We start from the raw sequence: 23643 nt of genomic DNA, 5'->3' as shown, positions 1-23643 counted from the left end.
TGTCGCGCGCCATCAACGCCGCACAGCCCGAGCGCAGACAGTGCTGTGAAGTAACCCCACGCAGTTGGACGGTGTAACAGCTATGCCTGCGCGAACTGAGCCCGGTACGCCACCGGACTCATGCCTCCCTGCTTTTAAAAATAAGCTGCCGCGAAACAATGCACTTGACATCGCTCAATTAAGTGCGACCTGACATCATCATGTACACGTTGCCGATGCGCACAACAATGCAAAAATCATCTCACATTGCACTGTCTCACATCCAATATGAAATAAATGGCTAGTTCGGGAAGCACCTTTCATATTCGGTTCATTACTCAGCGGCTCGCAGACCGAATGCCATCGGTGGTGGGATTATCGTCCCTTTATGAAAAAATGACAGCATGAAAAAAACTTATTTTTCAATAAATTGGGTGATGACAAATGTCATTTGGCGACGACAAACAGTTACCCCAGCAGCTGAGAGGTCAACAGGTAACGTCAGCTTCTGGAGTGAAGTGCTCTCTTTTCAGGGCGATCTAATGAATTAGATTAGAGTTTTTTTATTGTCGATTTCTTGATCTCCGTGTAGCGCATTCAGCTTCTGGCGCAGAATGCGACCAATCTGTGCAGTAGGCACGGGCAACGCCATGTCGTAATGTTGGCAGGCAATGTCGTGAACCTCGATATTACCCATTACGTAAGGCTGCCATACCTTCGGTGAGATGGGTTGAGTCAATGCATCTTGTGCCATTGTCGCCCTGAAAAACAACATATCGCCACTGTAAATACGTGGTGAAAAACATTGAACAAGCTGCACATTATTTTGCAGCACTGCACGGGTTTTCTCCCACAAATAGTGGCCGGCTTCCGACAGACTACCTACAGCGTGGCGTACAAACAGATGATAAAAATCGTCTTCGGTGATTTCTGGCTCGTTATCCTGTTGCACATGATCTGGCGTCGCATCGAGCACCGCTAGCAACGCGACCCGCTCGCCCTGTTGTTCAAGCTGCGTTGCCATGCTATGGACCACTTTTCCGCCAAATGACCAACCTAGCAAACAGTAAGGTCCGTGTGGCTGAATACGGCGGATTTGCTGAATATAGTCCATCGCCATCGCCTCGATCGTGAAAGCAGGCGACGAAACACCGTCAAGCCCACGCGCTTGCAAGCCATAGAGGGGTTGATCTGCCTCCAAATGGTTCGCCAGGCCTCGATAGTGCCAACTTAGCCCAGTCACTGGATGGACGCAGAAAAGCGGGGGGCGGACGCCGCGCGGTTGAATCGGCAGCACAACAGCAAAGGACTTGTCCTGCACGTTGTCTTGTGCGGATACACGCTGCACCAGCGCGGCAAGGGTCGGCGCTTCAAACAGGACGGGCATCGGAATGGAGATACCCAAAGTGGTGCAGCTCCGGCTGATCATTTGTACCGCAAGCAGCGAATGGCCACCGAGCGCAAAGAAGCTGTCGTGTCGGCTAATTTTCTCCACACCGAGCAGCTCGGCCCAAATCTTGGCCAGCGTGGCCTCGAGCTCGCCCTGCGGCGCTTCATACGCTTGATGCGCAAACGCTTCGGCATCGGGCGCTGGCAGCGCACGCCGGTCTAGTTTGCCATTGGGCGTCAGTGGCAATGCATCCAATCGTATGAACGCGCTGGGCACCATATACTCAGGCAACGCAGCTGACACATGCGTGCGCAAGTTGCCCGCTAACGCGTCATCGGGCTCGGCCACCACATACGCGACCAGACGCTTAGCTTGCCCTTCGCCCCTCGCCAGCACCACCGCGTCGTGCACCTGCACATGCCTGGCCAAGCACGCTTCAATCTCGCCCAGTTCAATGCGAAAGCCGCGAATCTTGACTTGATGGTCATTGCGACCCAGAAACTCCAAGTTTCCATCGGGTAAATACCGCGCCAAATCCCCCGTCTTATACATGCGCGCATCGGGCTCGGCCGAGAATGGATCGCTCACGAAGCGCTCGGCCGTCAGCTCGGGACGATTCAAGTAGCCACGCGCCACTCCTGCTCCACCAATATACAACTCACCGACTGCACCTAATGGCACCGGCTGCTGATAGGCGTCGAGCAAATAGAGCTTCAGATCAGGAATGCGCACGCCAATCGGACTGCCCCCTTGCGTACTATCTTCAGGCCGAAGCGGCCGGTACGTCACATGCACGGTCGCTTCGGTAATCCCATACATATTCACCAGTTGCGGGCTCTGCTCTGCGCGTGTCGCATACCATGCTTGCAAGATGGAGGGCTCCAGCGCTTCTCCACCAAAAATCACATAGCGCAGCTGATCCCTTAAGGGGCTTTGCGCTTGGCTGGCAATCCATGCTTTGAACGCACTTGGGGTTTGATTCAATACCGTGACGCCCTGTTCACAGACTAATCGGTGGAAGTCTTGCGGTGAACGAGCCATCTGATAGGGAACGATGATGAGCTTGCCGCCATGACGCAATGCGCCCCAAATTTCCCACACGGAAAAGTCAAAGGCAAACGAGTGAAACAGGCACCAAGTATCGTTCTCGTCGAAGTGATACCAAGGTTGTGTCGCCTCAAACAGCCGCACCACCTGCGCGTGCTCGACCATCACCCCCTTGGGCATACCGGTCGAACCCGACGTATAGATCACATACGCCAGATGACGGGGCGTTAGACTCGGTACCGACGGATTCGTCTCCGCCCGATCCGGCAGCCTGTTCGGATCGAGCACCGTGCGATCGGCCAAGGCTGCGTCACCCAGTGCCGCCCGGCCCGCCGCATCGGCCAGCACAATGTCCGGTGCCGCATCCTGCACGATATGCACCAGCCGCTCGCCTGCATACGTCGGGTCCAGCGGCACATACGCCCCGCCCGCCTTTAATATCGCCAACAGCCCGACGACCATCGCAGGACTCCGTTCCAAGCAGATCGCCACCCGCGCATCGGGCTTCACCCCCAGTTCGATCAGTTCATGCGCCCAGCGATTCGCGCGCGCATTCAACTCAGCGTAGCTCAGCGTCTGGTCCTCATAGACTAGTGCCGTCGCCTCGGGCGTGCGCTCGGCCTGCGCTTCGAACAATTGGTGCACGCATAAGTGCGCCGGATACGTCTGTTGCGTCGCGTTCCACGTTTCAAGCAACAATTGGCGCTCAATCTCGGGCAGCACCTCTAGCTGCTGCACCGGTGTGTCAGGCTCCTGCTCCAATGCTTTAGCTAGGCTTGCCAGCGTCTGCTGCATATACCCGCATACACGCTCGGGATCGAGCGGCTGCGCAACCTGTGCCGTGAGCCCCAACGTCTGCCCATCGTCTTCAATTGACAAGCTCAACGGATAATTGGTACGCTCTTGTGCGCCAAGCAGCTCGATCCCGGAAGGCAGGTTAGGCGCATCTGACGGCGTTGCATGGTGCCTGTAATTAAGCAGCGCACTGAACAGTGGCGTGCCCGCCGGAACACCACTATAGCGCTGTGCAAGCGCTAGCGACGCATGTTCATGTTCGAGCAGCGCAGCGAGCCGCGTGTGAGTCTCTCGCACGCTGTCTTGCACGCTGCGGGGCAGTTCTACGCGCAGCGGCAATGTATTGATAAACAGCCCCATCGCGCTGTCGGCACCGCTACCTCCTTGCATCCGCCCGAACAGCACCGTGCCGAACACCACCCGCGGTTGGCCGCTCGCTCGCGCGAGCACCTGCGCCCACGCTAGATGACACAGACTGGCCAGGCTCACCTTCAAGCGTTTCGCCAGCGCACGCAGCCGATCGTTCAACGTTTGTGGCAACATCCGGTACGCTTCACTCGGTGGCGCACCATCACGATGCACATTAGCCAGCCCGAACGGCAGCGTCGGTTCCTCCACATCGGCAAGCATCTCAGTAAAAAATTTCGCATGTTCGTCTTCACTCACACCTAGCTTCGCTTGCGCAACCAGATTGCGGAACGGCTGAGCCTCTGGCAGGGCCCGACCTTGACCCTCGATGAACGCTTGTATCTCCGTATGCATCACTTCTAACGTCGAATGATCTCCGACCAGATGGTGCTGCTGCTGCACCAATAGCCAGCGGCCGTCGGTATTTTGCGCCACCGCACAGTGCAGCAGTGGCGCCTGCGTCAAATCAAGGCGGTGTTGGCGAGGGTCAAAGCGCCGCGCCAATTGTTCGGCAATCGGCCCATTAACTGGATCCAAAGTCAATTCAGTGACCGACAATGGTGCATAACGCCACACTACTTGGGCGGGAATCGTTAAGCCTTGCCAGACAAATGCGGTGCGCAAAATATCATGTCGATGGATCACTTGCTGCACCGCATGCAGATAACGATCCAGCAATGCTCGGCTATCAAAAGCCAACTGCACGATCAGTAAGTACGGGTCACCGTCGCTGGCGAGCAAGTGATGAAACAAGATGCCGTCCTGCAATGGGGACAAGGCATAAATGTCCTGGATGTTCGCCACACCCTTCGGCACCTGCTCAACAATCCGATCAATGTCGCTTTGCGTGAGCTTGATCAGTGGCAACATCTCGGGTGTCAGCGCAATGGTGTCGGGCGTGATCACGTTCGGCGGTACCATCACATCACGTTGCTGTCCAACCGATTGGGCTAGCGCACTCAACGTGGGCGTGTCAAACAACGCCCGCACGGACAGCCCGAGCCCCCGCCGCCTGAGGCGCTCAATTAATTGCACCGCAAGCAACGAATGACCGCCAAGTGCGAAGAAGCTGTCATGGCGGCTAACACGCTCAACGCCAAGTAGCTCGGCCCAGATGGCCGCCAGTGCGGTTTCAACCTTGCCTTGCGGCGCTTCATACGCTTGGTGAGCAAATGCATCCTCATTCGGCATGGGTAGTGCACGCCGATCGAGCTTGCCATTCGGTGTCAATGGGAACGCATCAAGCCGAACGAAGGCGGTCGGCACCATGTACTCGGGCAAGCAAGCGGCCACATGCGCGCGCAGCGCGCTCACGAGGTTCTCATCAGGCTTGGCGACCACATACGCGATCAGACGCTTTTCATTACCCTCGCCGCGTGCAAGTACCACCGCGTCGCGCACTTGTGGATGCTCAGTAAGGCGCGCTTCAATCTCACTCGGCTCAATACGAAAACCGCGGATCTTGACTTGCTGATCGTTGCGCCCTAGGTACTCAAGGTTGCCATTGGGCAGGTAACGCGCTAAATCACCGGTCTTATACATGCGCGCATCGGGCGCCGCCGAGAACGGATCTGGCACAAAGCGCTCGGCAGTCAACTCTGGCCGATTCAGGTAGCCGCGTGCCACGCCTGCACCACCGATATACAGCTCACCGACCGCGCCCAACGGCACTGGTTGGCTGTGCGCGTTTAAAATATAGAGCCGTGTGTTGGCTAGCGGACGACCAATCGCACGCCAACTGCCATCCTCATCTGTGACCTCGTGTATCGTAGCGGCAATCGTCGTTTCAGTGGGGCCATACGCGTTTAACAAGCGTGGCCGATAGCCCGAGCAAGAAAACCACGCATTGTGTGCCGATGCACTTAAGGCGTCGCCACCAATCAGAATTGCGCGCACACTGTCTGCAACGGAAGCCTTTTCCTGGACTAGCTGCGCCCAAAACTGAACCGGTAAGTCGACTACGCTCAAGCGGTTGGCCTTGCAAAGCTTCCAAAACTGCTGGCCTTCGGTCAGCCATGCCTTTGTACTCAGTACTACAGTGGCGCCATGCGTTAAAAAAGTAAAGATTTCCCCCACTGAAGTATCAAAAGACAGCGAGGAAAATTGCAGCATCCTATCTTGTACGGTCAGTTCAAGTGTTTGCGCCGCAGCCGTCACTAGATTCACAACGCTTCGATGCTCAACCATTACACCTTTTGGGGTGCCGGTCGAACCAGACGTGTAGATTACATATGCGAGGTGACGAGCAGTCAGACCGGGCACTTGTGGATTAGTATCGGGCAATGCTGGCAACACATTTGGATCGAGCACGGTGCAGGAGGCAAGCGCAGTGTCACCGAGCGCTGCGTAGCCCACTGCATCAGCCAGCACAATCGTTGGCGCGGAATCCGCAAGGATATAGGCAAGACGCTCGGCCGGATAGGTAGGGTCGAGCGGCACATAAGCGCCCCCGGCCTTCAGAATTGCGAGTAGCCCCACAACCATTGCTATAGAGCGTTCGACGCATATTGCCACCCGCGCATCGGACTGCACACCCCGCTCAATTAGCTGACGCGCGAGACGGTTAGCCTGCGCGTTCAGCTCCGCGTAGTTGACTGTCTTTTTATCGTATATTAGTGCAGTTGCGTCCGGTGCGTGCGCGGCTTGTGCTTCAAACAATTGGTGAATGCACAAATGGGCTGGATAATCCCGTTGTGTGGCGTTCCAACTTTGAAGCACAAGTTTGTTTTCTTCTGGCGCAAGCAGTTCAATCCTTGCCACCGATTGGCGTGCATCAGCGACCATCGCGTACAGCATCGTCTGTAAATAACCAACATGCCGTTCAATCGTAGAGCGGTCAAACAGCGCGGTACTGTACTCTAATTGCCCAATAATTGCGTCGCTGGTCTCTTGCAGGCTCAACTCGAGATCGAATTTGACCACATCACAGCTTGGCTCAACCGGCAGCACTTGCAGGCCAGGCAACTTCCATGCGGCGATGGCGTTTTGCTGCCACGCAAACATTACTTGAAATAGCGGCGTATGGTTTAGTCTTCGCGGCGGCTGCACAATTTCGACGACCTGCTCGAATGGCAAATCCTGGTGTACTTGTGCTTGCAACGTGCATTGCCGCGCGCGCGTGAGTAATTCAGTGATGTCCGGCTCACCCGATAAATCCATGCGCAACGCGAGCGTATTAACAAAAAATCCGATCAGCGGTTCGATCTGAGGGTGATTGCGGTTGGCGCTCGGTGTGCCGATAACCACATCATTCTGTCCCGACAGGCGTGACAGTACCGCCCCCCATGCGGCGAGCACCGTCATAAACAATGTCGTACCGTGCCTGTGGCTCATGCATTTAAGTGCATGCGTTGTTTCTGCGTCGATGCACACCGGCACATGCGCGCCGGCAAACGATTGCTGTGCGGGACGGTGCCGATCGGTGGGCAGCTCTAGCAACACCGGCGCCTCGGCCAGCACTCTACGCCAATAGTCACTTTGGTGCTGGAGTCGCTCATCGGACAACCATTGCCGTTGCCAGGCCGCATAGTCCGGATATTGGATGCTCAGCGGTGGCAGTGGATCGGCCTCACCGGCACAATAGGCGGCATAAAGTGCACTCAATTCTCGCACCAGCACGCCGAACGACCAGCCGTCCGACACAATATGATGTTGTGTGAGCAAGAACCGATGTTCGTCATCAGCAAGCTGCACCATCTGTGCGCGAATCAGCGGGCCATGCGCCAAATCGAACCGCGTCTGTGCTTCGTCGGCACTCAAGCGCGCCAGCCGCGTCTCGGCGTCGGGCACACCACGCCAATCATGCCAGAGCAACGGCAGGCCCACGTCGGGAGCCAGCAGTTGCACCTGTGGCTGGCCATCGACACTCACAAACGTCGAGCGCAACGCTTCATGACGCGCGAACAGCGCATTGAGCGCCTGCTGCCACGCGGTCTGATCGAGGGGCCCGCGCAAGCGCAGTGCGATCGGGATATGATAGGTGTAACTCACGCCGTCAAGTTGTGCGAGGAACCACAGTCGCTGCTGCGCGAACGACAACGGCAGACGGCCTTCGCGTGAGAGCGGCGTGATCTCGGGCAGTACATGGGAACTTTGGTGCAATTGCGCACTCATCACGGCCGCAAACGCAGCCAGCGTCGGTGATGCAAATAGGGACGCAAGTGGCACGTCAGCACCTAAGGTCCTTACCCGGTTCATCAGGCGCACCGCAAGCAGCGAATGGCCACCGAGCGCGAAGAAGCTGTCATGCCGCCCCACCCGTTCGACACCCAGCAACTCGGCCCAAATCGTCGCAAGCATCGTCTCCAGTTCGCCTTGCGGCACTTCATAGGCATGAAGCGCGAGCGCGTCGGCGTCTGGCTCAGGCAGCGCACGCCGATCGAGCTTGCCATTGGGCGTCAAAGGCAACGCATCCAAGCGCACGAACGCAGCCGGCACCATGTATTCAGGCAATCTGGCCGTCAAGTACGCGCGCAACACATGGGCGAGCCGGTGATCCGGTTTGGCCACCACGTACGCGACAAGCCGCTTATCCATCCCCTCGCCCAGCGCAAGCACTGCTGCTTCGCGTACCAATGGATGTCTAACCAGGCATGTTTTAATTTCGCCCAGCTCGATTCGAAGACCTCGAATCTTGATCTGATGGTCATTGCGTCCAAGGAACTCTAGATTACCGTCGGCTCGGTAACGAGCCAAGTCGCCCGTCTTATACATCCGAGCACCCTCACGATCGCTGAACGGATCGAGTAAGAAGCGCTCGGCAGTCAGGCCTGGGCAATTCATATAACCACGCACGACACTTGCGCCACTGATGTACAACTCGCCAGTCGCGCCAAGCGGCACCGGCTGACCGTGCTTATCCAGTAAGTAAAGCCGGTTATTAGCAATAGGCCGACCAATCGGAATATTTTCTTCCGAATACTCTGCTGGACAAGTCCAAGCCGCCACTCCAATCGTCGCTTCAGTTGGGCCGTACAAGTTATGCAGTTGTGCATGAGGCAAAAGACTTTGACAACGCCGGACATGTGTACTAGTGAGTGCTTCTCCAGTGCACAGCAGGCGTCTCACAGCGGTGCAGCGCTGCACACCGTCAGTAGAGAGAAACAGGCTGAGCATGGAAGGCACAAAATGAACCGTCGTGATGCGCTGCCGGATCATCAACTCTATTAGGGCAGACGGATCCCTATGGACACCGGGCGCTGCCACGACGAGGGTCGCGCCATTGAGCAACGTGCAAAAGCACTCCCAAACAGAGACATCAAAAGTAAAAGGCGCCTTTTGAAGGACACGATCGTCAGGTGTTAGTCCATAAAGCTTGTTGCATCCAAACTGGATGGTTTGTTGACGCTTGATTTTTCTTTTGGGCGTCGTCTAGTTTTGCGACATCAAATAAATGGACAATTTGAGCATGCTCGACCATCACGCCCTTCGGCGTGCCGGTGGAGCCGGACGTATAAATCACATACGCAAGATGGTGAGCGGTCAACTCAGGCACCTGTGGATTGGTGGCCGCCCGTTCCGGCAGTATGTTTGGATCTAGTACGGTTAATGAGGCCAGAACCGTGTCGCCCAGGGCAGACTGGCCAGCCGTATCAGCTAACGCAATTGCCGGCGCGGTATCAGCGAGAATATGCGTGAGGCGCTCAGATGGATACGCGGGATCGAGCGGCACATACGCGCCGCCAGCCTTCAAAATCGCCAGCAGCCCCACCACCATTGCCGGCGAGCGCTCGGCACAAATGGCCACCCGCGCATCCGGCTTGACACCCAATTCAATGAGTTGATGCGCCAGACGGTTAGCCCGTGTATTAAGTTCCGCGTAGCTCAATGTCTGCTCTTCAAACACCAGCGCAATCGCGCCGGGCGTGCGCGTAACCTGTGCTTCGAACAGCTGGTGAATGCATAGATGAGCAGGATAATCGCATTCAGTCGCGTTCCACTCAACCAGCAATCGCTGCCGCTCCACAGCATCAAGCAGATCGATGCTATTGATCAGCTGCGCAGGGCTAGTGGCAAGCGTTTTCAGCAAATTAACAAAACAACGTTGGTGAGCAATGACCTCATCCGTTGTATAGCACGCTGGATTCGCATCAAAATCAATCCGAAGCATATGGTTATTCTCAAGTGTGTGAACTGCAACCATTAGATCGTCGGCTGGACCAAGAAGCAGGTTATGACTTTCTGATGCGTGCCCGCCAAAAGACAAATCGTAGTCAAACGGCATCACGTTGACTATGGTACTGAACAGCGGCTGGCCCGGTGCCAATTTAAGCTTACGCCGCAACGTTTCGCTTCGGTAGCGTTGATACTGAAGCCCACATTGAATCCCCCGCGCAGCCTGCTGTATCACTGATGACAGGTCCATGTCCGGTTTTACAGTCAACTGAATTGGCAGTATATTAGAGGCCATGCCGGGAACATGCTGGTCCACGCCAAAGCGTGCTTTTACTACAAAGCCCAATACGACGTTTTGTTCACCGGTTAAACGGCAAAGATAGGCTGCCAACGCAGCAAGGATGAAATGAGACAAACATCTTGGATTAGTCGCGCCGCTGCCGATTGACTTGCATGGAAGATAGGCTGTCTGACGTAGCCGATGCTGCACAGCGGGCGTGGACCGACTCGCTAATGTGGCCGGCTCAGTCCAATCTGTATAACGCTCGGACCAATACGCTTCATCGCGAGTCCATTGTTCGCAAGCGCGGTATTGAGCATCACTTTTTAACAATTGGAGTACAGACCCAAAAGGGCACGGCTCTGGCTCAACACCTTCACATATCGCGCTATTACACGTGTGCGACGCGTTGTGCGATCAAGAAATAGCCATACCCATCCATTATGATATGGTGATATCGTTGGTACCATAGCACCTTCTCCGAGGTGATTTTTAGTAATGCGTAATGAAAAAGTTGGGCCCTGTAAAATGTTTACTGGCTGTTCATAATCGGCACGCATCCACGCTTCAGCCGCCGCTTGCGGCTCCGCTTCTGCCCTAAAGTCGACCACCGACAGCGACCATGCTGGTGAACCGATATACTGCCGCAGACCTTCCTCACTTTCGACAAAGTGCAAATGCAGGCTATCTACTTCGGCGACTACCTGCCGCAACGCCACCTTGAAAAGAGCCAAATCAAAGCCACCGTGGATAACTGTATACTGCGCAATGTTATAGACAGGACTGTCTTCATGGAGCTGCTGAGCAAGCCAAATTTCTGTTTGTGCGGTGGATAACGGATGGGTGAGTGGAGCGGCGTAAGCAGGCATCAATGGCCTCCAATTTAGATAAAATTTTTACCCTATCTTGCCGCCTACCGAGTAAGCTAAGCGGTTACCACATACTATTAAAAAGGTGAAGCATTTCTAAAATCCAACAAATTAGAACAATGCCAGCATAGTGCATGCTAAACATAATTTCAATTATATTTTGTTCAATATACCCACAAATAGTTTTTCGGTATCCAAATAAAGTGAAAGCAATATTGATTGCTACACCCCAAGCGGGGTCGTCCAATCCTCATAAGTTTTACCGGCAACCTTTTCCGTGATGCTGCCGCGTTGTCCTTTTTTATATTTTAATATCAGCATATGGAGGTGCGTGACACCGTCATCGCGAGCAGTCTTTTTCATTTGAGCAATGACATCCTCGCCATATCCAAAAATAGTGTTAAACCTGTTGACAAAATCAGCATAGGAAATGGGCTGCCGATCTAGAATAACCTCAACTGCTAGACCCGGCAAATAGTTTTCGAGGACTTCATATAGCTTGAATGGCTTCTTCGCATCTCCTGGCGCCATCGTGACCAACTGAAGCGTGCCATCGTCTGTTAAGTGCTGGTCGATATTGGACAATATCTTTTCGACAAAATCCATCCCATAGATGTCGGCTGCAGAATTGACATAATACTCGATTCCGGGTGGCGTCGGCTCGAACGGAGGGTTAGAGCAAATAAAATCGAATTGCTTATCCTTGACGGATGCAAAAATATCCGAAGTGTTGCCCTCCCGAATATCGAAATTCTTATCGATATGGTTAAGGATGGCGTTGTGCCCAGCTAATATTTTTGCTCTTGGATTGACATCTAATCCAACACAGGATTTAGCGCCATTGAGTAGGCAAAAAATGCTCAATACGCCCGAGCCAACGCCGATGTCTAGGACGCTTGCCTGTTCTATATCCTCTGCGCAGGTGTAGTCCATGAAGAATAACTGTTCCGGCTGTATGGGAAGCACCTGATCAGCATGGGGATAGTGAAAGGCATCCGTCACGATCTTGATGGGATAGGGCGACGACAATGCGTGATTTGTCTCGTTTTGCCCATTCAAGCCGTGATGATGCATTGCCCGCCACTGGGTTATCGGCAAGCAGTCAGTTATCTGATGGTGGTTTGTCGCCTGATCCTGGTTTTTCGTGATGAAAAAAATACATTTCTCTTCGTTTGTGTGGCGCATGAGCGATGTTTCCTGATTATCCTGGTGTCGGTATGACGATTGAACACAGGCTTATCTGACAACAAACCGATCGCCAATAAACAAAGCATCAATGGCCGTTCCTTGGAACGTCTTGATGGCATCCGATGGCGTGCAGACAATAGGCTCCCTATCGTTGAATGAGGTATTGAGCACCACGGGTACACCAGTTATCTCAGAAAAATGCTGGATCAGCGCGTGAAATTTAGGATTGCTCTCGCGACTGACCATCTGCACACGGGCGGAATGGTCCTTATGCAGAACCGCTGGAATCGATGCTTGACGATCTTGTTTGGCCGGGCAGGCGAACAGCATCGTTTGATGGCTCATCGACGCTTGGCCGAGCTCGAACCAGTTGGCCGCTTCTTCAGCCAATACGCTGGGTGCGAGAGGACGAAACTCTTCGCGGTGCTTAACCTTCACATTGAGCACTTCGCGCATCGACGCGCTGCGTGGATCAGCCAGGAGCGAACGGTTGCCCAGCGCGCGTGGACCAAATTCCATACGGCCTTGAAACCAGGCGACGATCTTGCCTTCGGCAATCAGCGTGGCCGCATCGCGCGCGGGATCGGTGCTGTGCTGGGGCGACAGACCCGCGTCACGGAATGCGGCATCGATAGCGGCATCGGAAAACGCCGGGCCCAGGTACGGGTTATTATCCGCCTGCGATGGACGTTGGCCGGAAAGCGAATAATAAAGATGCAGCGCTGCGCCAACCGCCGTACCCGCGTCATGGGGCGCGGTGGGGACATACATTTGAGAGAACAAGCCGCTTTCCTTGATGACGGAATTGCTGACGCAATTTAGTGCGACACCGCCTGCATAGCACAATTTATCGGCGGCGGTGCGCTCACGCAGCTCGCGCACCAATCCCATGAGCGCGTGATCTGTGGCTTCTTGAAGGGCCGCAGCAACATGGCGATGATGGTCAAGGATCGGTTCTTTATCGACGCGTGCCGGGCCAAACAATGCTTCGATCTGCTCGAAGTCGGGCAGACGGAAATGGGCCACGTCCGGATCGATCGTATATCGGCCTACTTCTGAATTGATGCCAAGGATTTTCATGTTGAAATGGCTCAGTCATAATATAAAATCAATATAGATTAAACATCCACAAAACCAAATTTTTTACTATAACGCACTTGAGGCATAACTGCGTCAAATTCACAAAGGGTGTTTAATAACAGATCAAGAAGGAAACCACATAAAGGCAGCGTGGTCTGGCTACATTAGGGAACTTCGCCATTGTGCTCACTCCAAATTTTGCATGAAAAAACAGCTGTCGCTGCCGACGCCCCCTTTTTGTTGTCTCGCACTACGCACAAGGATGAAGCCCCACTCTCATATGCACAGTTTCCCAATCAGATAAAACCACTATATGTCTAAACCCCAAATTAAACAAACATTTTTTATTTTTCACAACCGACAAATTTATACTAGAAAAGTACGCAAGCAACGTGCAAAAGACATCTAAGCAGTATCAGCAGACAAAAATAAAAATAGTTAAGATACTTATATTTTAAATCGCCCAAAGAAATAAACAATCCAAAATTAAACTTAATGGCAACTTTTATGAAACATTATTTTTCGGATTGATGGTGATAGGATGCTAAACGGTCGCCATGCTTACTTCCCCTGCCATGATGCCCTAACAAAAGCCGTGCTTCGGAAGTGTTAGTTAGTCCATCCTGAACAAATCTGCATCAAGCTTGCGAGCAAGGCTTAGAGTCCCAATTAGACGAAGAAGTTGCCTGGCAATGGCTTAGAGCATGTTAGGCACTTTTCATAATGGGTACAGCATGAACGAGCATGAGCATAACAAAGACAACGAAATGCAGGCCAGCCAGGGTTTCGGGCGAGCGCTCGTAGTCGCGTGCCAGTCTCCTGAACCGGTTAAGCCAGGCGAAGCTGTGCTCGACTACCCGGCGGCGGGGCAGCAGCGCGAAACCTTCCTTTGCCTCAGGCAGTTTGATGACCTGCAGTTGCATACCTTCATCGCGAGCGGCCTGCGCAGGCGGTCGCCCGTATGGCCCTGATCAGCCAATGCGAGTTTTACCGTCTGAGCGGTGACATGCTGAACCTGACAGGCAAGCTCGGCTAGCTGTGTGCGCTCCTGCGCGTTGGCCGGCGTAATGTGCACCGCCAGCAGCAGGCCCAGCGTGTCCACAGCCATATGAACCGAACGCCGAAGGTTGGACATCAACTGGAGGGGTTTGTGGGAAAATACACAGAGCAAGCTAAGCTAGTGGCTGTCAGAGACTACTGTTCTGGCGAGGCTGGCTTAAAGACTATCGCTCAGCGGCACAACGTCGACGTTCCATCGCTGCGCCAATGGATCGCTGGTTATCGCGCACACGGTGAAGCGGGTGTTGCCGAGAAGAAGCGGGAGTTTTATAGCGTCGAATTGAAGCTTTCAGTTTTGAAGCGAATGCGTGAGGAGGGGCTGTCGCATCGACAGGCCGCCGCACTGTTTAACATCCGACGCTTCAACATTATTGGCCGCTGGGAGCAGCAATACAATCAAGGTGGACTGGAAGCCCTGTCGTGGGGTTCCAGGGGACGTCGCAGGAAGATGACGAAGAACGCTCCATTACAAAACAAAGCGCAACAAGCTGATGATGCGAGAAGCCACCAGGAATTGCTGGACGAACTGTGCTATCTCCGTATGGAGAACGCCTATCTAAAAAAGCTGAAGGCCTTGGCTCAAGCGAGCGAGCTGTCAGCACGAGAGAGAGAACGCAAATCGTGCTTGAGCTGAGGCAACAATATCCGCTTGCAGGCCTTCTGAAGGTAGCTGGACTTGCGCGCAGCACTTTCTATTACCAGCAGAAGGCATTGCAGATGGCCGATAAGTATGCTGATCTGAAAGTGAAGGTTCGCACACTGTTCGATCAACACACGGGGCAGTATGGCTATCGGCGGATCACGGCCGTCATCCGGCGGGACGGTCAACTGATCAATCACAAGATCGTTCGACGATTGATGGCCCAGTTGCAATTGAGATCCTGTGTTCGGGTGAAGATGTATCGCGTCTACAGAGGACAGCTCGGTCACGTAGCGCCCAATGTACTGGAGCGCAGGTTCGAGGCGAGCCGTCCGAACGAGAAGTGGGTGACGGACGTCACGGAGTTCAACGTGGGCGGTCAGAAGCTGTATCTGTCGCCAATCATGGATCTCTACAATGGCGAAATCCTGTCGTATAAGATGGCCAAGCGTCCCTTGTTCAATATGGTGAGCGCGATGCTAGAAAAGGCGTTCAACCGGCTGAGACCCGGCGATAAGCCAGTCCTGCATTCCGACCAGGGCTGGCAGTATCGGATGCCAGAATATCGACGCCGCCTTGAAGAGCGGGCTATTACCCAAAGCATGTCCCGCAGAGGAAACTGCCTCGACAATGCAGCCATTGAAAGCTTCTTCGGTACGCTCAAGTCAGAGTTCTACTATCTCAATGAATTCCGCAACGTCGAGGAGTTACAAACCGGCATCGACAACTACATCAGGTACTACAATCACGACCGTATCAAGGTCAAATTGCGGGGACTCAGCCCGGTCGAGTACCGAACTCGATTTGCGCAGGCCTAGTCGTTCACTGTCCAACTTCTTGGGTTCAGTCCACTCGAGGGCCTTGAACATCTCTCGGCGCTCAAAGACCATTGTCCTCGGACGCATATCGTTGGCGTATGCGATCGCGAGGGCGATGTCTATGATGTATTCGTCGCCGAACGCCCCGCTGGCGTCGATTGGCTGGTTCGCGCGAGTTGGAATCGCAGTGTGGATCATCCGCAGAAGTACTTGCGCGAAGCGATGGCTACAGCGCCGTTGGTGGGGCAAACCGAATTGCAGATCCCGGGCTCGGGCCGCACGATGGCGCGTACTGCACGCCTGACGCTGCGATGCGCTCAGGTGCGCTTGCGCCCGCCGCGCTACCGGCGCTGCAAAAGCGTATCGAATGTTGAAGTCTTTGTGATCCATGCCCTGGAAGCAGCGGTGCCCGAAGGGCGCGAGCCGCTTGAATGGATGTTGCTCACTTCGGTGCCCACCCATACCCACGAACAAGCACTGGAGCGCCTGGCGTAGTACGCGCGTCGTTGGACGATCGAATCGTGGCATCGCGTGCTCAAAAGCGGCTGTCGCGTCGAGGCACGCCAATTCGGCAATCTGGATCGATTCGTCCGTGCAACCGCGCTATTTGCCGTGATCAGCTGGCGTATCTTGTATGCGACGTTGCTGGCCCGACTGGACGGGCACTTGTCGTGCGAAGTCTTGCTTCAGCCTATCGAGTGGCGCGCGCTGTATTGCCGCGTGCATAGCACCACCAAACTGCCCAACGAGCCTCCATCGCTGGCGCAAGTGATGCGCTGGATCGCCAAGCTCGGCGGCTATCTCGCGCGCAAGCATGATCGCCCCCCCCCGGGGCAACTGTTATATGGCGTGGCTTTCTCGTCCTGTACGAAGTCACCAAGATGTATTGCATCTTCAGGCAAAACGAGTGACCCATATTTGTGGGTAAACCTCAGGTCTTTTATGGAGGGGATTAAACTCGATTAACGCTGTTCTGCGATGGTCAATCTGGCGCCGCACCCATCAATGGCGAGCGCAGCAGGCTCATTATCGTGCTCGTGGTTGCGCGCCACCGTGAATAGTTACGACTGTAGTACTAAGTCACACCACCGAATTCGCCCGTCGTTGCAGGTTAATGCCCACAACAACGGATTCAAAGGAGCCGGAAATCTCTGATTCTGAATCAGACTAATACTGGATCAGGGACGATGGTCAATGTCATGGCTCACGTACTTTTTCAAACAACGCGTCGATATCCATGCCGTCAATATTGATACCGAACGTGCCGGCCAAGCACTCCGCCAACTCGGCGGCACTGGCCAGCCGCCGCCGCTGATCGCTGCCGTCACGCAAGCGCAACGTGAGCCGATCGTTGCGCAGCACGGCACGCACGTCGCCGACGATGCGGCACACGTTCAATTCGCGGACAAAATGGGAATCGGGATGGGCGCAGGTGTACCAATTGGCCATCTCATGGTCGATTCGATACGTGGGTCGCGGCTCGAACCAATAAACCTTCTGCCAGCGCGAGCCCAGCGCTACTTCGAGGTCGTAGCCCTGTTGCAGCGCAGGCTGCCCGATGAGCCGAGCCGGCTCAAATGGCGTCGGCTGAACAACGCCCGCGTCCAGCCGCAATGGCGCCGTCAGCGTGATCGCACCAAAGCCGACATCGGCGATGAACGGCCCTTCGGGTAGCGCGATATGCAACAACATATGGGACTTGGCCGTCACGTCGACTCCGTCGCGCATCCATAAGACGCGCGCGAGCATCGGCGTCACATCGAAGCCTAGTTCGGTGAGCACCGCGGCAAACAGTGTGTTGTGCTCGAAGCAATAGCCGCCTCGGCCACCGGTCACAAGTTTTTGCTGTATCCGGTCTAGATCTAACCATACGCGCTCGCCGCGCAACGGATCAAGGTTCTCAAACGGAATCGCGCGCGGATGTAGCGCATGCAACACACTCAGCACCTGGAGCGTCGGCTGTGCCGCCCCGGCATAGCCGATACGCTCAAAATAGGCAGCAAGATCGACGCGTTCAGCCATCACAGTGCGCCATCGCGCGACGCGCGCACGAACCTGCGCTCGCGTGGCGATGCCAGCGAGTCCCCGCCGCGTTGCAACGGATCGTCATGGTATATCCGCGCACTGCCGCGCTGCGCCCTCGATCCACAGGTTGCCCGGATGGCGTTTGCCCGGGTAGAACCGGAAGCTCGTGCTGCCATCATCATCGGTACGGATCTTCACGATGTTGGAGTCGCCGAAATCCAACATTTGGCCCTGGGGAATCGGCGACGTGCGAAATGACGCATGATGCCGTCTCGCGACATCGGTCATGCACGCGATCACGTCCTGCGTGCTGCGCCCAGTCGAGGCAACCTTCTCGGGTTCGCCGGCATCGGGGTTATACTGCATCAGCATGCAGCCGCTCAAAGCAACCGCAAAAAACATCAAAACAAAAGGCTTAGTCATCCCGTCTCCCGGTTGGGTCCGTTCGTCCCAACAGTAGCACGACCGGTGCCCACAGCACGTTACGCAGCGGACTGTTGCGTCGGCGCGAACGAATTACCGCGCGCAACCGGCCCCCCATTTCGTACAGCGGGTACCGGTAGTAGCCGACCGGCAAATCGCACGGCTGCCAGTATTGGAGCAACTCGGACATCAATTGCACTTCGTACGACGACACGCGCGTGACCGGCAAGAGCGGCTACAAGCTCACTGTCGCAGGCCAAGCGCAGGCTCGCGGCTTCGTGCCGAAAATCGACATTGACGAACTCGACATCGCGAGACACGCCGGCAAGCACACGTTCGCGCTATCGATGACCATGACGCCGGGCGTGTTCGAGCGCGTCGGCGATTCACTGGCCGTCGCGCTGGTCGGCTCACCGATACGCTAATCAGGGTCAGGCGCGCGAGATCCGCCCGCTGCACACCTGTGCCTCAATAAACGCCGCCGTGCGCCCCCGGTTCGGGCAGCGCGTGCTTGAAGCGCGCGGCCAGCGCGTCGGCACTACGCGCCAGCAACGTCGTATCCACGCCGACCGCGACAAACTGCGCGCCCAGTTCGATATAGCGGCGCGCGAGTGCCTCGTCAGACATCAGGATGCCCGGTGCCTTGCCGGCCGCACGAATCTGCTGGATCGCCGCTTCGATCGCCGCTCGCACCTGCGGATGCCCGGGCTCCCCCAGGTGGCCCAAGTCCGCACATAGGTCGGCCGGACCGATGAACACCCCGTCCACGCCCTCGACGGCCGCAATATCGTTGAGATGGCGCAACCCCTGCGCGGTCTCGACCTGCACCAGTACGCAAAGCTCGTCGTCGGCATGCTTCAAGTAGTCAGTCACGCGGTTCCAGCGCGACGCGCGCGCAAGCGCACTGCCAACGCCGCGCACACCGCGCGGCGGATAGCGGGTCGCCGCCACGGCGCGTCGCGCCTGCTGCGCGTTCTGCACCATCGGTAGCAGCACGGTCTGTGCGCCAATATCCAGGATCTGCTTGATCAACACCGTATCGTTGCACGCCGCCCTGACGATCGGATGCGACGCGTACGGCGCCACCGCTTGGAGTTGTCCCAGTATCGACGGAACCGTGTTCGGCGCGTGCTCGCCGTCGAGCAACAACCAGTCGAAGCCGGCGCCGGCCACGACCTCGGCCGCATAGGCATGCGCTAATCCGACCCACAAGCCGATTTGCACGCGGCCCTCGGCCAATGCACGTTTGAATGGATTGACAGGGAGTTTCATGGAAGCCGGCTGGTCGAGGCAATGAGTTAGTATATTACCTACATACCGTTTCCGGACGACCGGGTCCGGCCTTGCGCATTGACGAAGTCCAGTACCGCGCGATTGAATGCGCGCGGGTGCGCCAGGTTCATTCCGTGCGAGGCGCCGGTAATCGTCATTTGGCGGGCACCGTCGATGCGTTGGTGCAACCATTCGATGTTCCGATGAAAGATCGAAGGGCTTTTCTCCCCGCCGACCAGCAGGACTGGCACCGTGATTGCGCCGGCCTCGTGCGCGGCAAAGGCCGGCATCCGCTCCGCCATTTGTGGCCGCAGCGTATGTGCGTTGTCGCGCGCCATTGTCTTAAACCCGTATGGGCTTTGCATCCATGATCCTGGACGGCTGACCGAGTCGACAAACAACGCCAGGCCAGCGTCCACCTCGCCCTGCTCAATCAGCGCCACGGCGCGGGCACGCAGCGGGTTGTCCTTACCCGCCGCCTGCACGCCTGGCGCATCGCTGCCTTGAACGGCGCCGCCCGGGTCGGCCAGTGTCACGCTGCGTAACCGGTCGGGAAAGCGGCGGGCAAGATGAAACGCAAGGTAGGCGCCACGGGAATGCGCGACCACGTGCGCCGGCTCGCGCACGACCTCGTCGATGAACGCGGCGATCTGCTGCACATGCGCACTCCAACTAAACGGCAGCGCGCAATTCAGCTCGCGCGTCGGAAAGTAATGCCCGAGGCTAAGCGACAGCACGCGATGCGTCGACGCCAGCGGCGCGAACTGTGGCTCCCAATACCGGTAGTCGCACAGCGAACCGTGAACCAGCACGATCGGCTCGCCACTGCCTGCCTGCGCGAAAGCAACGCTTGCTCCGTCAGCCAGCGTGATGGTCTGCGCATGCGGCATCGCGCGCGGCATCAGGGACGTGCCGGTCATTGCTCCGGCTCGACCATGAAGTGCTCGGTCGACTGCCCCGCATGCACCGCGCGCTTGAGCCAATCGGGCATGTCTCCTTCACCATCCCATACGTTGCCATACGCATCACGAAACAATATGGGCTTTATTTTCTTTTCCTCTTCAGCGAGTACTTTGGCTAGATGCTCAATGGAAATGCCGTATTCGTCCATCCGGTGATGAATATACGCAATGATTCGCTGTCTCTTCTGTTCGTCCATAGGGGGAAATCATTATGTCGCGCAAGCTGCGCGGCGAGCCGGCGAGAATACGCCGGCGGCACAGAGGAGGTGCTTGCACCGCTATTTTAACGCGCTTTGTAAAATCCCGATCAGCTCGCCGGCTGGCGCCGGCCGCACGGGTCAGAATTGGAGCTTGCGGCCGCGCCAACCGCCGCCGTGCCACGCATAGCGCAGGAGCAAGGGAATCCCCCTCAGCTTCGCGATGAACCATGCCAGCGACGAGTCGTCATGGATATCAATGGCACGCAACCTGAACGGATCGGTCGCGTCATCGTTCCAACCGACATCGCACGTTCTGGCGGTACGGTAGCCGGCCGCCCGCAACAGCCGGATCTCCCTTTCCCCATAGTTGCCGTTCGGGTATGCAAAATGCACGCAGGGCCGGCCGGTCAACCGTTCGATGTCCCGCCGAGAGCCGGTGATCTCCTGCTCGCATTCGACGTCGTCGCAGCGGGTCGGGATCGAATGAAAACGCGTATGGGACTGAAAGTCAACCCGCGCGCGGTCGGCCGCGGCCCGGCTGGCTTAACGCGTCCAGCGCTGACCACCTGCGCGAGTCCGAAAGGCGCGGTGCATGATGCATTGAAAAAGCTTTACTGGCATTCGACCAGGCTGCTGTGTCATCCCGCCCGGGCGTTCAATCTGCTGTTGTGCCCCAGCCAGTACATGGAGCAAGCACTGCACCGCGTCGGCATCACGAACACGTCGCTGCTGCCCAACCCAATTGACGCGGACATGCCCGTATGCGCGCCCAAGCCGATCCACGCTAGCCGCATCAACCTCGCATTCGCCGGCCGCATCGCGGCGGAAAAAGGCTGAGCGAGTTCATCGCGCTGGCACGCGCCACGCAATTCGCCTGTCTGAATAAGCTGACGATTTTCGGCGACGGGCCAGAGCGTGCCGCGCTCGAGCACCGCAATGCCGATTTAATTGGTGCCGGAAGGCTCGAATTCCGCGGCAGGCGTGCCCCTCGCGCGCTCCTGGCCGAATTGCGCGAGACCGCGCATGCCGTGGTGTTGCCGTCAATCTGCGCGGAAAATGCGCCTCTGTCGATCGTCGAAGCAGCCATGCTTGGGTTGCCGGCGCTCGTGCACGACATTGGCAGCCTGTCGACGTTCGGCGACGAAATCCGCAATAAGTTTAAGTATCATTGCGATATGGTGAGCTACCGCGCAACGCTCGACGCTCTGATACGGCATCTCGGCCAGCCGAATCGCCGCTATGACGTCGCCGAATACCACCCGCAGCGGTACGCGCAGCGACTCGCCACCGTGCTACGCCTGAAGCGGAGCAACGAACAACCGGAAACCACGCACACGGGCAGCCTGGTCGCCGCGGACGGTGACGCATTCCCCGTCGTGTAGGACAGCTCGTTTTACAGTCTGTCCAACAGCTGCGCATACTGGCCGCCGTTTGTATTTTGCGGTCACCGCTTGCATGGCGTCTGCTGCAGTGCAGCGCCAATCCCGCGTCCCGGCGCACCTTGGCGTAAGGCGCGCCCACGTGTCGCGCCATCGTCTTGCTCAATGCCGCATGGATACGTCCGCTGCCACGCAACGCAACATGATGCTGCAATGCAGCATTGAAACCTTCCCACAGGCCGCCTAAAGTCAAATCAGGCGCACACATGCCGTGTGCCGCCTATAACTTGGCAAGCTGGATATTTAGAGGAGCAGATCATGCGGCTCACGACCCATCCCCTGCGGCACGAGAACCACTTCGAGCTGCGACATGCGACGATTCCGACCTATATCGCAAGCTACCTATTCCCCGCGGTGCTGTTGCTCTACGAAGTATGGCGGGTAGGCTCATGGATATATGTACACGGCATGAACTTTGCCAACTTCAATTCGATGGGATACGAGTACACCGTCATGCTCGCCTGGTTCGGGCTGCAGGTGGCAACCGAGATCGTGTTTTTGATCGGTGCGGCGCTCAGCCGCCACCGCGACTTCGGGCATCGCATCGCCAATTTGCTGTGCGGCGTATTTTGCTCCGCGGTCGTTCTGTTGTTCGATTTCGGCCTGCAGCACTGGATATGACCGAAGCGGCCGCCCATCAGAGCGGCCGCGCTAAAAATGCCCGTGTCTCGCGTGCGAGGCATTGAAGCGATCTAGCAATAGGAGAGCGGTGCTAGAACTTGAGACCTATAGGCCCAACCCTGATAGTCAACAAAAAATAGTTTGTTGATTCGAGCACCGTTTTCCGATTTATTCCTATGGGTCCGCATACTCAGTACTTTTTTAGGGAAATCGCCGTGACTGGATTGCTGTTGTTCGGCCGTTTGCGCCACGGCAGGCCCACTGACTGCCGACTCGATCAAGCTTCAGCGCTTTGCACAGCTGCAATTTGTCCTGTTTCAAATTCAGACACGCACCCTTAATAACTCGTTGTAGACCGATAGCGGATGTTGGAAGCGTTCTGCGGCTCTGAGCGTCGATACGTTAGTGCTGGCATTGAGACAACGACGCTCTTGGGACGATAGGGCTGGCAGACTCGCGGCGTAAAGCCGAAATTTTCAACGAGCCGATCTTGTGTTCCGATAGGAGTGGCACTACCGGAGGCCAGAATATAGACGCCGCCTCCAAGAGCGCGCTATTACTGAGAGTACGGTCCCGCAGAGGGAACTGCCTCGACAATGCGGCCATTGAGAGCTTCTCCGATACGCTCAAGTCAGCGTTTTACTATCTCAATGCATTGCGCGACGTCCAGGAGTTACAAACCGGCATCGACAGCTACATCAGGCACTACAATTACGACCGCATCAAGGTCCCATTGCGGGGACTCAGCCCACTCGAGTACCGACCTCGATTTGCGAAGGCATAGTGGTTCGCTGTCTAATTTCTTGAATTCAGTTCACTCGGGAGCCTGCCCCACCTTATCGTTTGCTGCCAGGCTGGCTCGCATGGCATGCCTTAGCTTCGGTTGCCTCTCAATGCCGCGCGGTGTGTGCCGCAACAATAGCCTCACCTTTCTTTTCACAGCAGGCAGCCGCCGCGCGGCTGACAAGCCGATCATGGATACTCGTGACTTATTCGCTCCCCACACATCGGATCCGATGCTTGCCTCGAACCGA

At 56.2% G+C, this 23643-nt stretch carries 18 protein-coding genes and 3 pseudogenes; 8 read left to right on the top strand and 13 right to left on the bottom strand.

Translation table 11 applies throughout. The annotated features are described in order from the left end of the window. Window positions 1–526 precede the first annotated feature (526 nt). From RBRH_RS12605 to RBRH_RS17635, 6 genes and pseudogenes are all read right to left on the bottom strand, one after another. Complete coding sequence (locus tag RBRH_RS12605; RefSeq protein ID WP_463140227.1) at window positions 527–8953, bottom strand: amino acid adenylation domain-containing protein; 8427 nt, start codon at window positions 8951–8953, stop codon at window positions 527–529. A gap of 73 nt (window positions 8954–9026) precedes the next feature. Continuing rightward, window positions 9027–10346, bottom strand: a pseudogene (locus tag RBRH_RS20975) (AMP-binding protein); the annotation flags it as partial. Next, window positions 10340–10882: a condensation domain-containing protein gene (locus RBRH_RS17640; protein WP_157864510.1), complete on the bottom strand. Its 543-nt coding sequence runs from the start codon at window positions 10880–10882 to the stop codon at window positions 10340–10342. The pseudogene RBRH_RS20975 and the gene RBRH_RS17640, both read right to left, overlap by 7 nt. 222 nt (window positions 10883–11104) lie before the next feature. Then, window positions 11105–12067: a methyltransferase gene (locus RBRH_RS16375; RefSeq protein ID WP_013428391.1), complete on the bottom strand. Its 963-nt coding sequence runs from the start codon at window positions 12065–12067 to the stop codon at window positions 11105–11107. Window positions 12068–12118: 51 nt separating this feature from the next. Beyond that, window positions 12119–13150 carry a carbamoyltransferase C-terminal domain-containing protein gene (locus tag RBRH_RS12590; RefSeq protein WP_013428390.1) on the bottom strand — a complete coding sequence of 344 codons (1032 nt, stop codon included), beginning with the start codon at window positions 13148–13150 and terminating at the stop codon, window positions 12119–12121. A gap of 707 nt (window positions 13151–13857) precedes the next feature. Beyond that, window positions 13858–14264: pseudogene (locus tag RBRH_RS17635) on the bottom strand (transposase); the annotation flags it as partial. Window positions 14265–14300: 36 nt separating this feature from the next. On the opposite strand from RBRH_RS17635, the gene RBRH_RS17630 reads away from it, so the two are divergent. The 3 genes from RBRH_RS17630 to RBRH_RS20430 all read left to right on the top strand — a co-directional run bounded on the left by RBRH_RS17630 (window position 14301) and on the right by RBRH_RS20430 (window position 16633). After that, window positions 14301–15667 (top strand): IS3 family transposase gene (locus tag RBRH_RS17630; protein ID WP_370645107.1). Its coding sequence is split into 2 segments (ribosomal slippage): window positions 14301–14786 and window positions 14789–15667, totalling 1365 coding nucleotides; the frame shifts between segments, so codons are not numbered across the junction. A 189-nt stretch (window positions 15668–15856) separates the two neighbouring features. Beyond that, a complete protein-coding gene (locus RBRH_RS20435; protein WP_013428385.1) occupies window positions 15857–16162 on the top strand; it encodes a hypothetical protein in 306 nt (101 codons plus the stop codon). Between the two features lie 36 nt (window positions 16163–16198). Continuing rightward, a complete protein-coding gene (locus tag RBRH_RS20430) occupies window positions 16199–16633 on the top strand; it encodes an IS4 family transposase (RefSeq protein WP_013428384.1) in 435 nt (144 codons plus the stop codon). Between the two features lie 231 nt (window positions 16634–16864). Here the strand turns inward: RBRH_RS20430 and RBRH_RS12565 are convergent, their stop codons facing one another. From RBRH_RS12565 to RBRH_RS12555, 3 genes are all read right to left on the bottom strand, one after another. Then, a complete protein-coding gene (locus RBRH_RS12565; RefSeq protein ID WP_041754664.1) occupies window positions 16865–17689 on the bottom strand; it encodes an arylamine N-acetyltransferase family protein in 825 nt (274 codons plus the stop codon). Window positions 17690–17773: 84 nt separating this feature from the next. Then, window positions 17774–18115: a hypothetical protein gene (locus tag RBRH_RS12560; protein WP_013428382.1), complete on the bottom strand. Its 342-nt coding sequence runs from the start codon at window positions 18113–18115 to the stop codon at window positions 17774–17776. Then, window positions 18108–18329 carry a hypothetical protein gene (locus RBRH_RS12555; protein WP_232509392.1) on the bottom strand — a complete coding sequence of 74 codons (222 nt, stop codon included), beginning with the start codon at window positions 18327–18329 and terminating at the stop codon, window positions 18108–18110. Before RBRH_RS12555 ends, RBRH_RS12560 begins: the two co-directional genes overlap by 8 nt. A 4-nt stretch (window positions 18330–18333) precedes the next feature. On the opposite strand from RBRH_RS12555, the gene RBRH_RS12550 reads away from it, so the two are divergent. Then, window positions 18334–18540, top strand: a complete 207-nt coding sequence (locus RBRH_RS12550; protein ID WP_013428380.1) for a hypothetical protein — start codon at window positions 18334–18336, stop codon at window positions 18538–18540. Window positions 18541–18583: 43 nt separating this feature from the next. On the opposite strand, the gene hpaI is transcribed toward RBRH_RS12550, so the two are convergent. From hpaI to RBRH_RS12530, 4 genes and pseudogenes are all read right to left on the bottom strand, one after another. Further along, window positions 18584–19387, bottom strand: coding sequence for a 4-hydroxy-2-oxoheptanedioate aldolase (gene hpaI, locus RBRH_RS12545; protein ID WP_013428379.1), 804 nt, complete (start codon window positions 19385–19387; stop codon window positions 18584–18586). Window positions 19388–19425: 38 nt separating this feature from the next. Beyond that, complete coding sequence (locus RBRH_RS12540) at window positions 19426–20307, bottom strand: alpha/beta fold hydrolase (protein ID WP_013428378.1); 882 nt, start codon at window positions 20305–20307, stop codon at window positions 19426–19428. Next, a complete protein-coding gene (locus tag RBRH_RS12535) occupies window positions 20304–20546 on the bottom strand; it encodes an H-NS family nucleoid-associated regulatory protein (protein WP_013428377.1) in 243 nt (80 codons plus the stop codon). Before RBRH_RS12535 ends, RBRH_RS12540 begins: the two co-directional genes overlap by 4 nt. Window positions 20547–20687: 141 nt before the next feature. After that, window positions 20688–21077: pseudogene (locus RBRH_RS12530) on the bottom strand (polysaccharide deacetylase family protein); the annotation flags it as partial. On the opposite strand from RBRH_RS12530, the gene RBRH_RS16370 reads away from it, so the two are divergent. The 4 genes from RBRH_RS16370 (at window position 21045) to RBRH_RS21405 (ending at window position 23393) form a co-directional block, all read left to right on the top strand. Beyond that, on the top strand, window positions 21045–21386 hold the full coding sequence (locus RBRH_RS16370; RefSeq protein WP_157864507.1) for a glycosyltransferase family protein: 342 nt from the start codon (window positions 21045–21047) through the stop codon (window positions 21384–21386). The pseudogene RBRH_RS12530 and the gene RBRH_RS16370 overlap by 33 nt on opposite strands. Beyond that, window positions 21353–21931: a glycosyltransferase gene (locus RBRH_RS16365; protein WP_157864607.1), complete on the top strand. Its 579-nt coding sequence runs from the start codon at window positions 21353–21355 to the stop codon at window positions 21929–21931. The genes RBRH_RS16370 and RBRH_RS16365 overlap by 34 nt, the downstream gene beginning before the upstream one ends. A gap of 315 nt (window positions 21932–22246) precedes the next feature. After that, a complete protein-coding gene (locus RBRH_RS12520; protein ID WP_049786505.1) occupies window positions 22247–22609 on the top strand; it encodes a hypothetical protein in 363 nt (120 codons plus the stop codon). Between the two features lie 490 nt (window positions 22610–23099). Next, window positions 23100–23393 (top strand): IS3 family transposase, encoded by a 294-nt coding sequence (locus RBRH_RS21405; protein ID WP_013428371.1) that lies wholly within the window; start codon window positions 23100–23102, stop codon window positions 23391–23393. Window positions 23394–23643 lie beyond the last annotated feature (250 nt).

Origin of the sequence: Mycetohabitans rhizoxinica HKI 454 (genome assembly GCF_000198775.1) — a bacterium.
Lineage (GTDB): Bacteria > Pseudomonadota > Gammaproteobacteria > Burkholderiales > Burkholderiaceae > Mycetohabitans > Mycetohabitans rhizoxinica.
The sequence above is the reverse complement of the archived record's forward strand: the minus strand, read 5'-3'. Positions and strand labels throughout refer to the sequence as shown.

What these genes read in the sequence shown, in the direction of transcription:
- RBRH_RS16375 (WP_013428391.1), bottom strand. Translation starts at nt 12,067, where the DNA reads ATGCGCCACACAAACGAAGAGAAATGTATTTTTTTCATCACGAAAAAC.
- RBRH_RS12565 (WP_041754664.1), bottom strand. Translation starts at nt 17,689, where the DNA reads ATGGCTGAACGCGTCGATCTTGCTGCCTATTTTGAGCGTATCGGCTAT.
- hpaI (WP_013428379.1), bottom strand. Translation starts at nt 19,387, where the DNA reads ATGAAACTCCCTGTCAATCCATTCAAACGTGCATTGGCCGAGGGCCGC.
- RBRH_RS12520 (WP_049786505.1), top strand. Translation starts at nt 22,247, where the DNA reads ATGCGGCTCACGACCCATCCCCTGCGGCACGAGAACCACTTCGAGCTG.
- RBRH_RS17640 (WP_157864510.1), bottom strand. Translation starts at nt 10,882, where the DNA reads ATGCCTGCTTACGCCGCTCCACTCACCCATCCGTTATCCACCGCACAA.
- RBRH_RS12590 (WP_013428390.1), bottom strand. Translation starts at nt 13,150, where the DNA reads ATGAAAATCCTTGGCATCAATTCAGAAGTAGGCCGATATACGATCGAT.
- RBRH_RS12535 (WP_013428377.1), bottom strand. Translation starts at nt 20,546, where the DNA reads ATGGACGAACAGAAGAGACAGCGAATCATTGCGTATATTCATCACCGG.
- RBRH_RS16370 (WP_157864507.1), top strand. Translation starts at nt 21,045, where the DNA reads ATGGGACTGAAAGTCAACCCGCGCGCGGTCGGCCGCGGCCCGGCTGGC.
- RBRH_RS12540 (WP_013428378.1), bottom strand. Translation starts at nt 20,307, where the DNA reads ATGACCGGCACGTCCCTGATGCCGCGCGCGATGCCGCATGCGCAGACC.
- RBRH_RS12560 (WP_013428382.1), bottom strand. Translation starts at nt 18,115, where the DNA reads ATGACTAAGCCTTTTGTTTTGATGTTTTTTGCGGTTGCTTTGAGCGGC.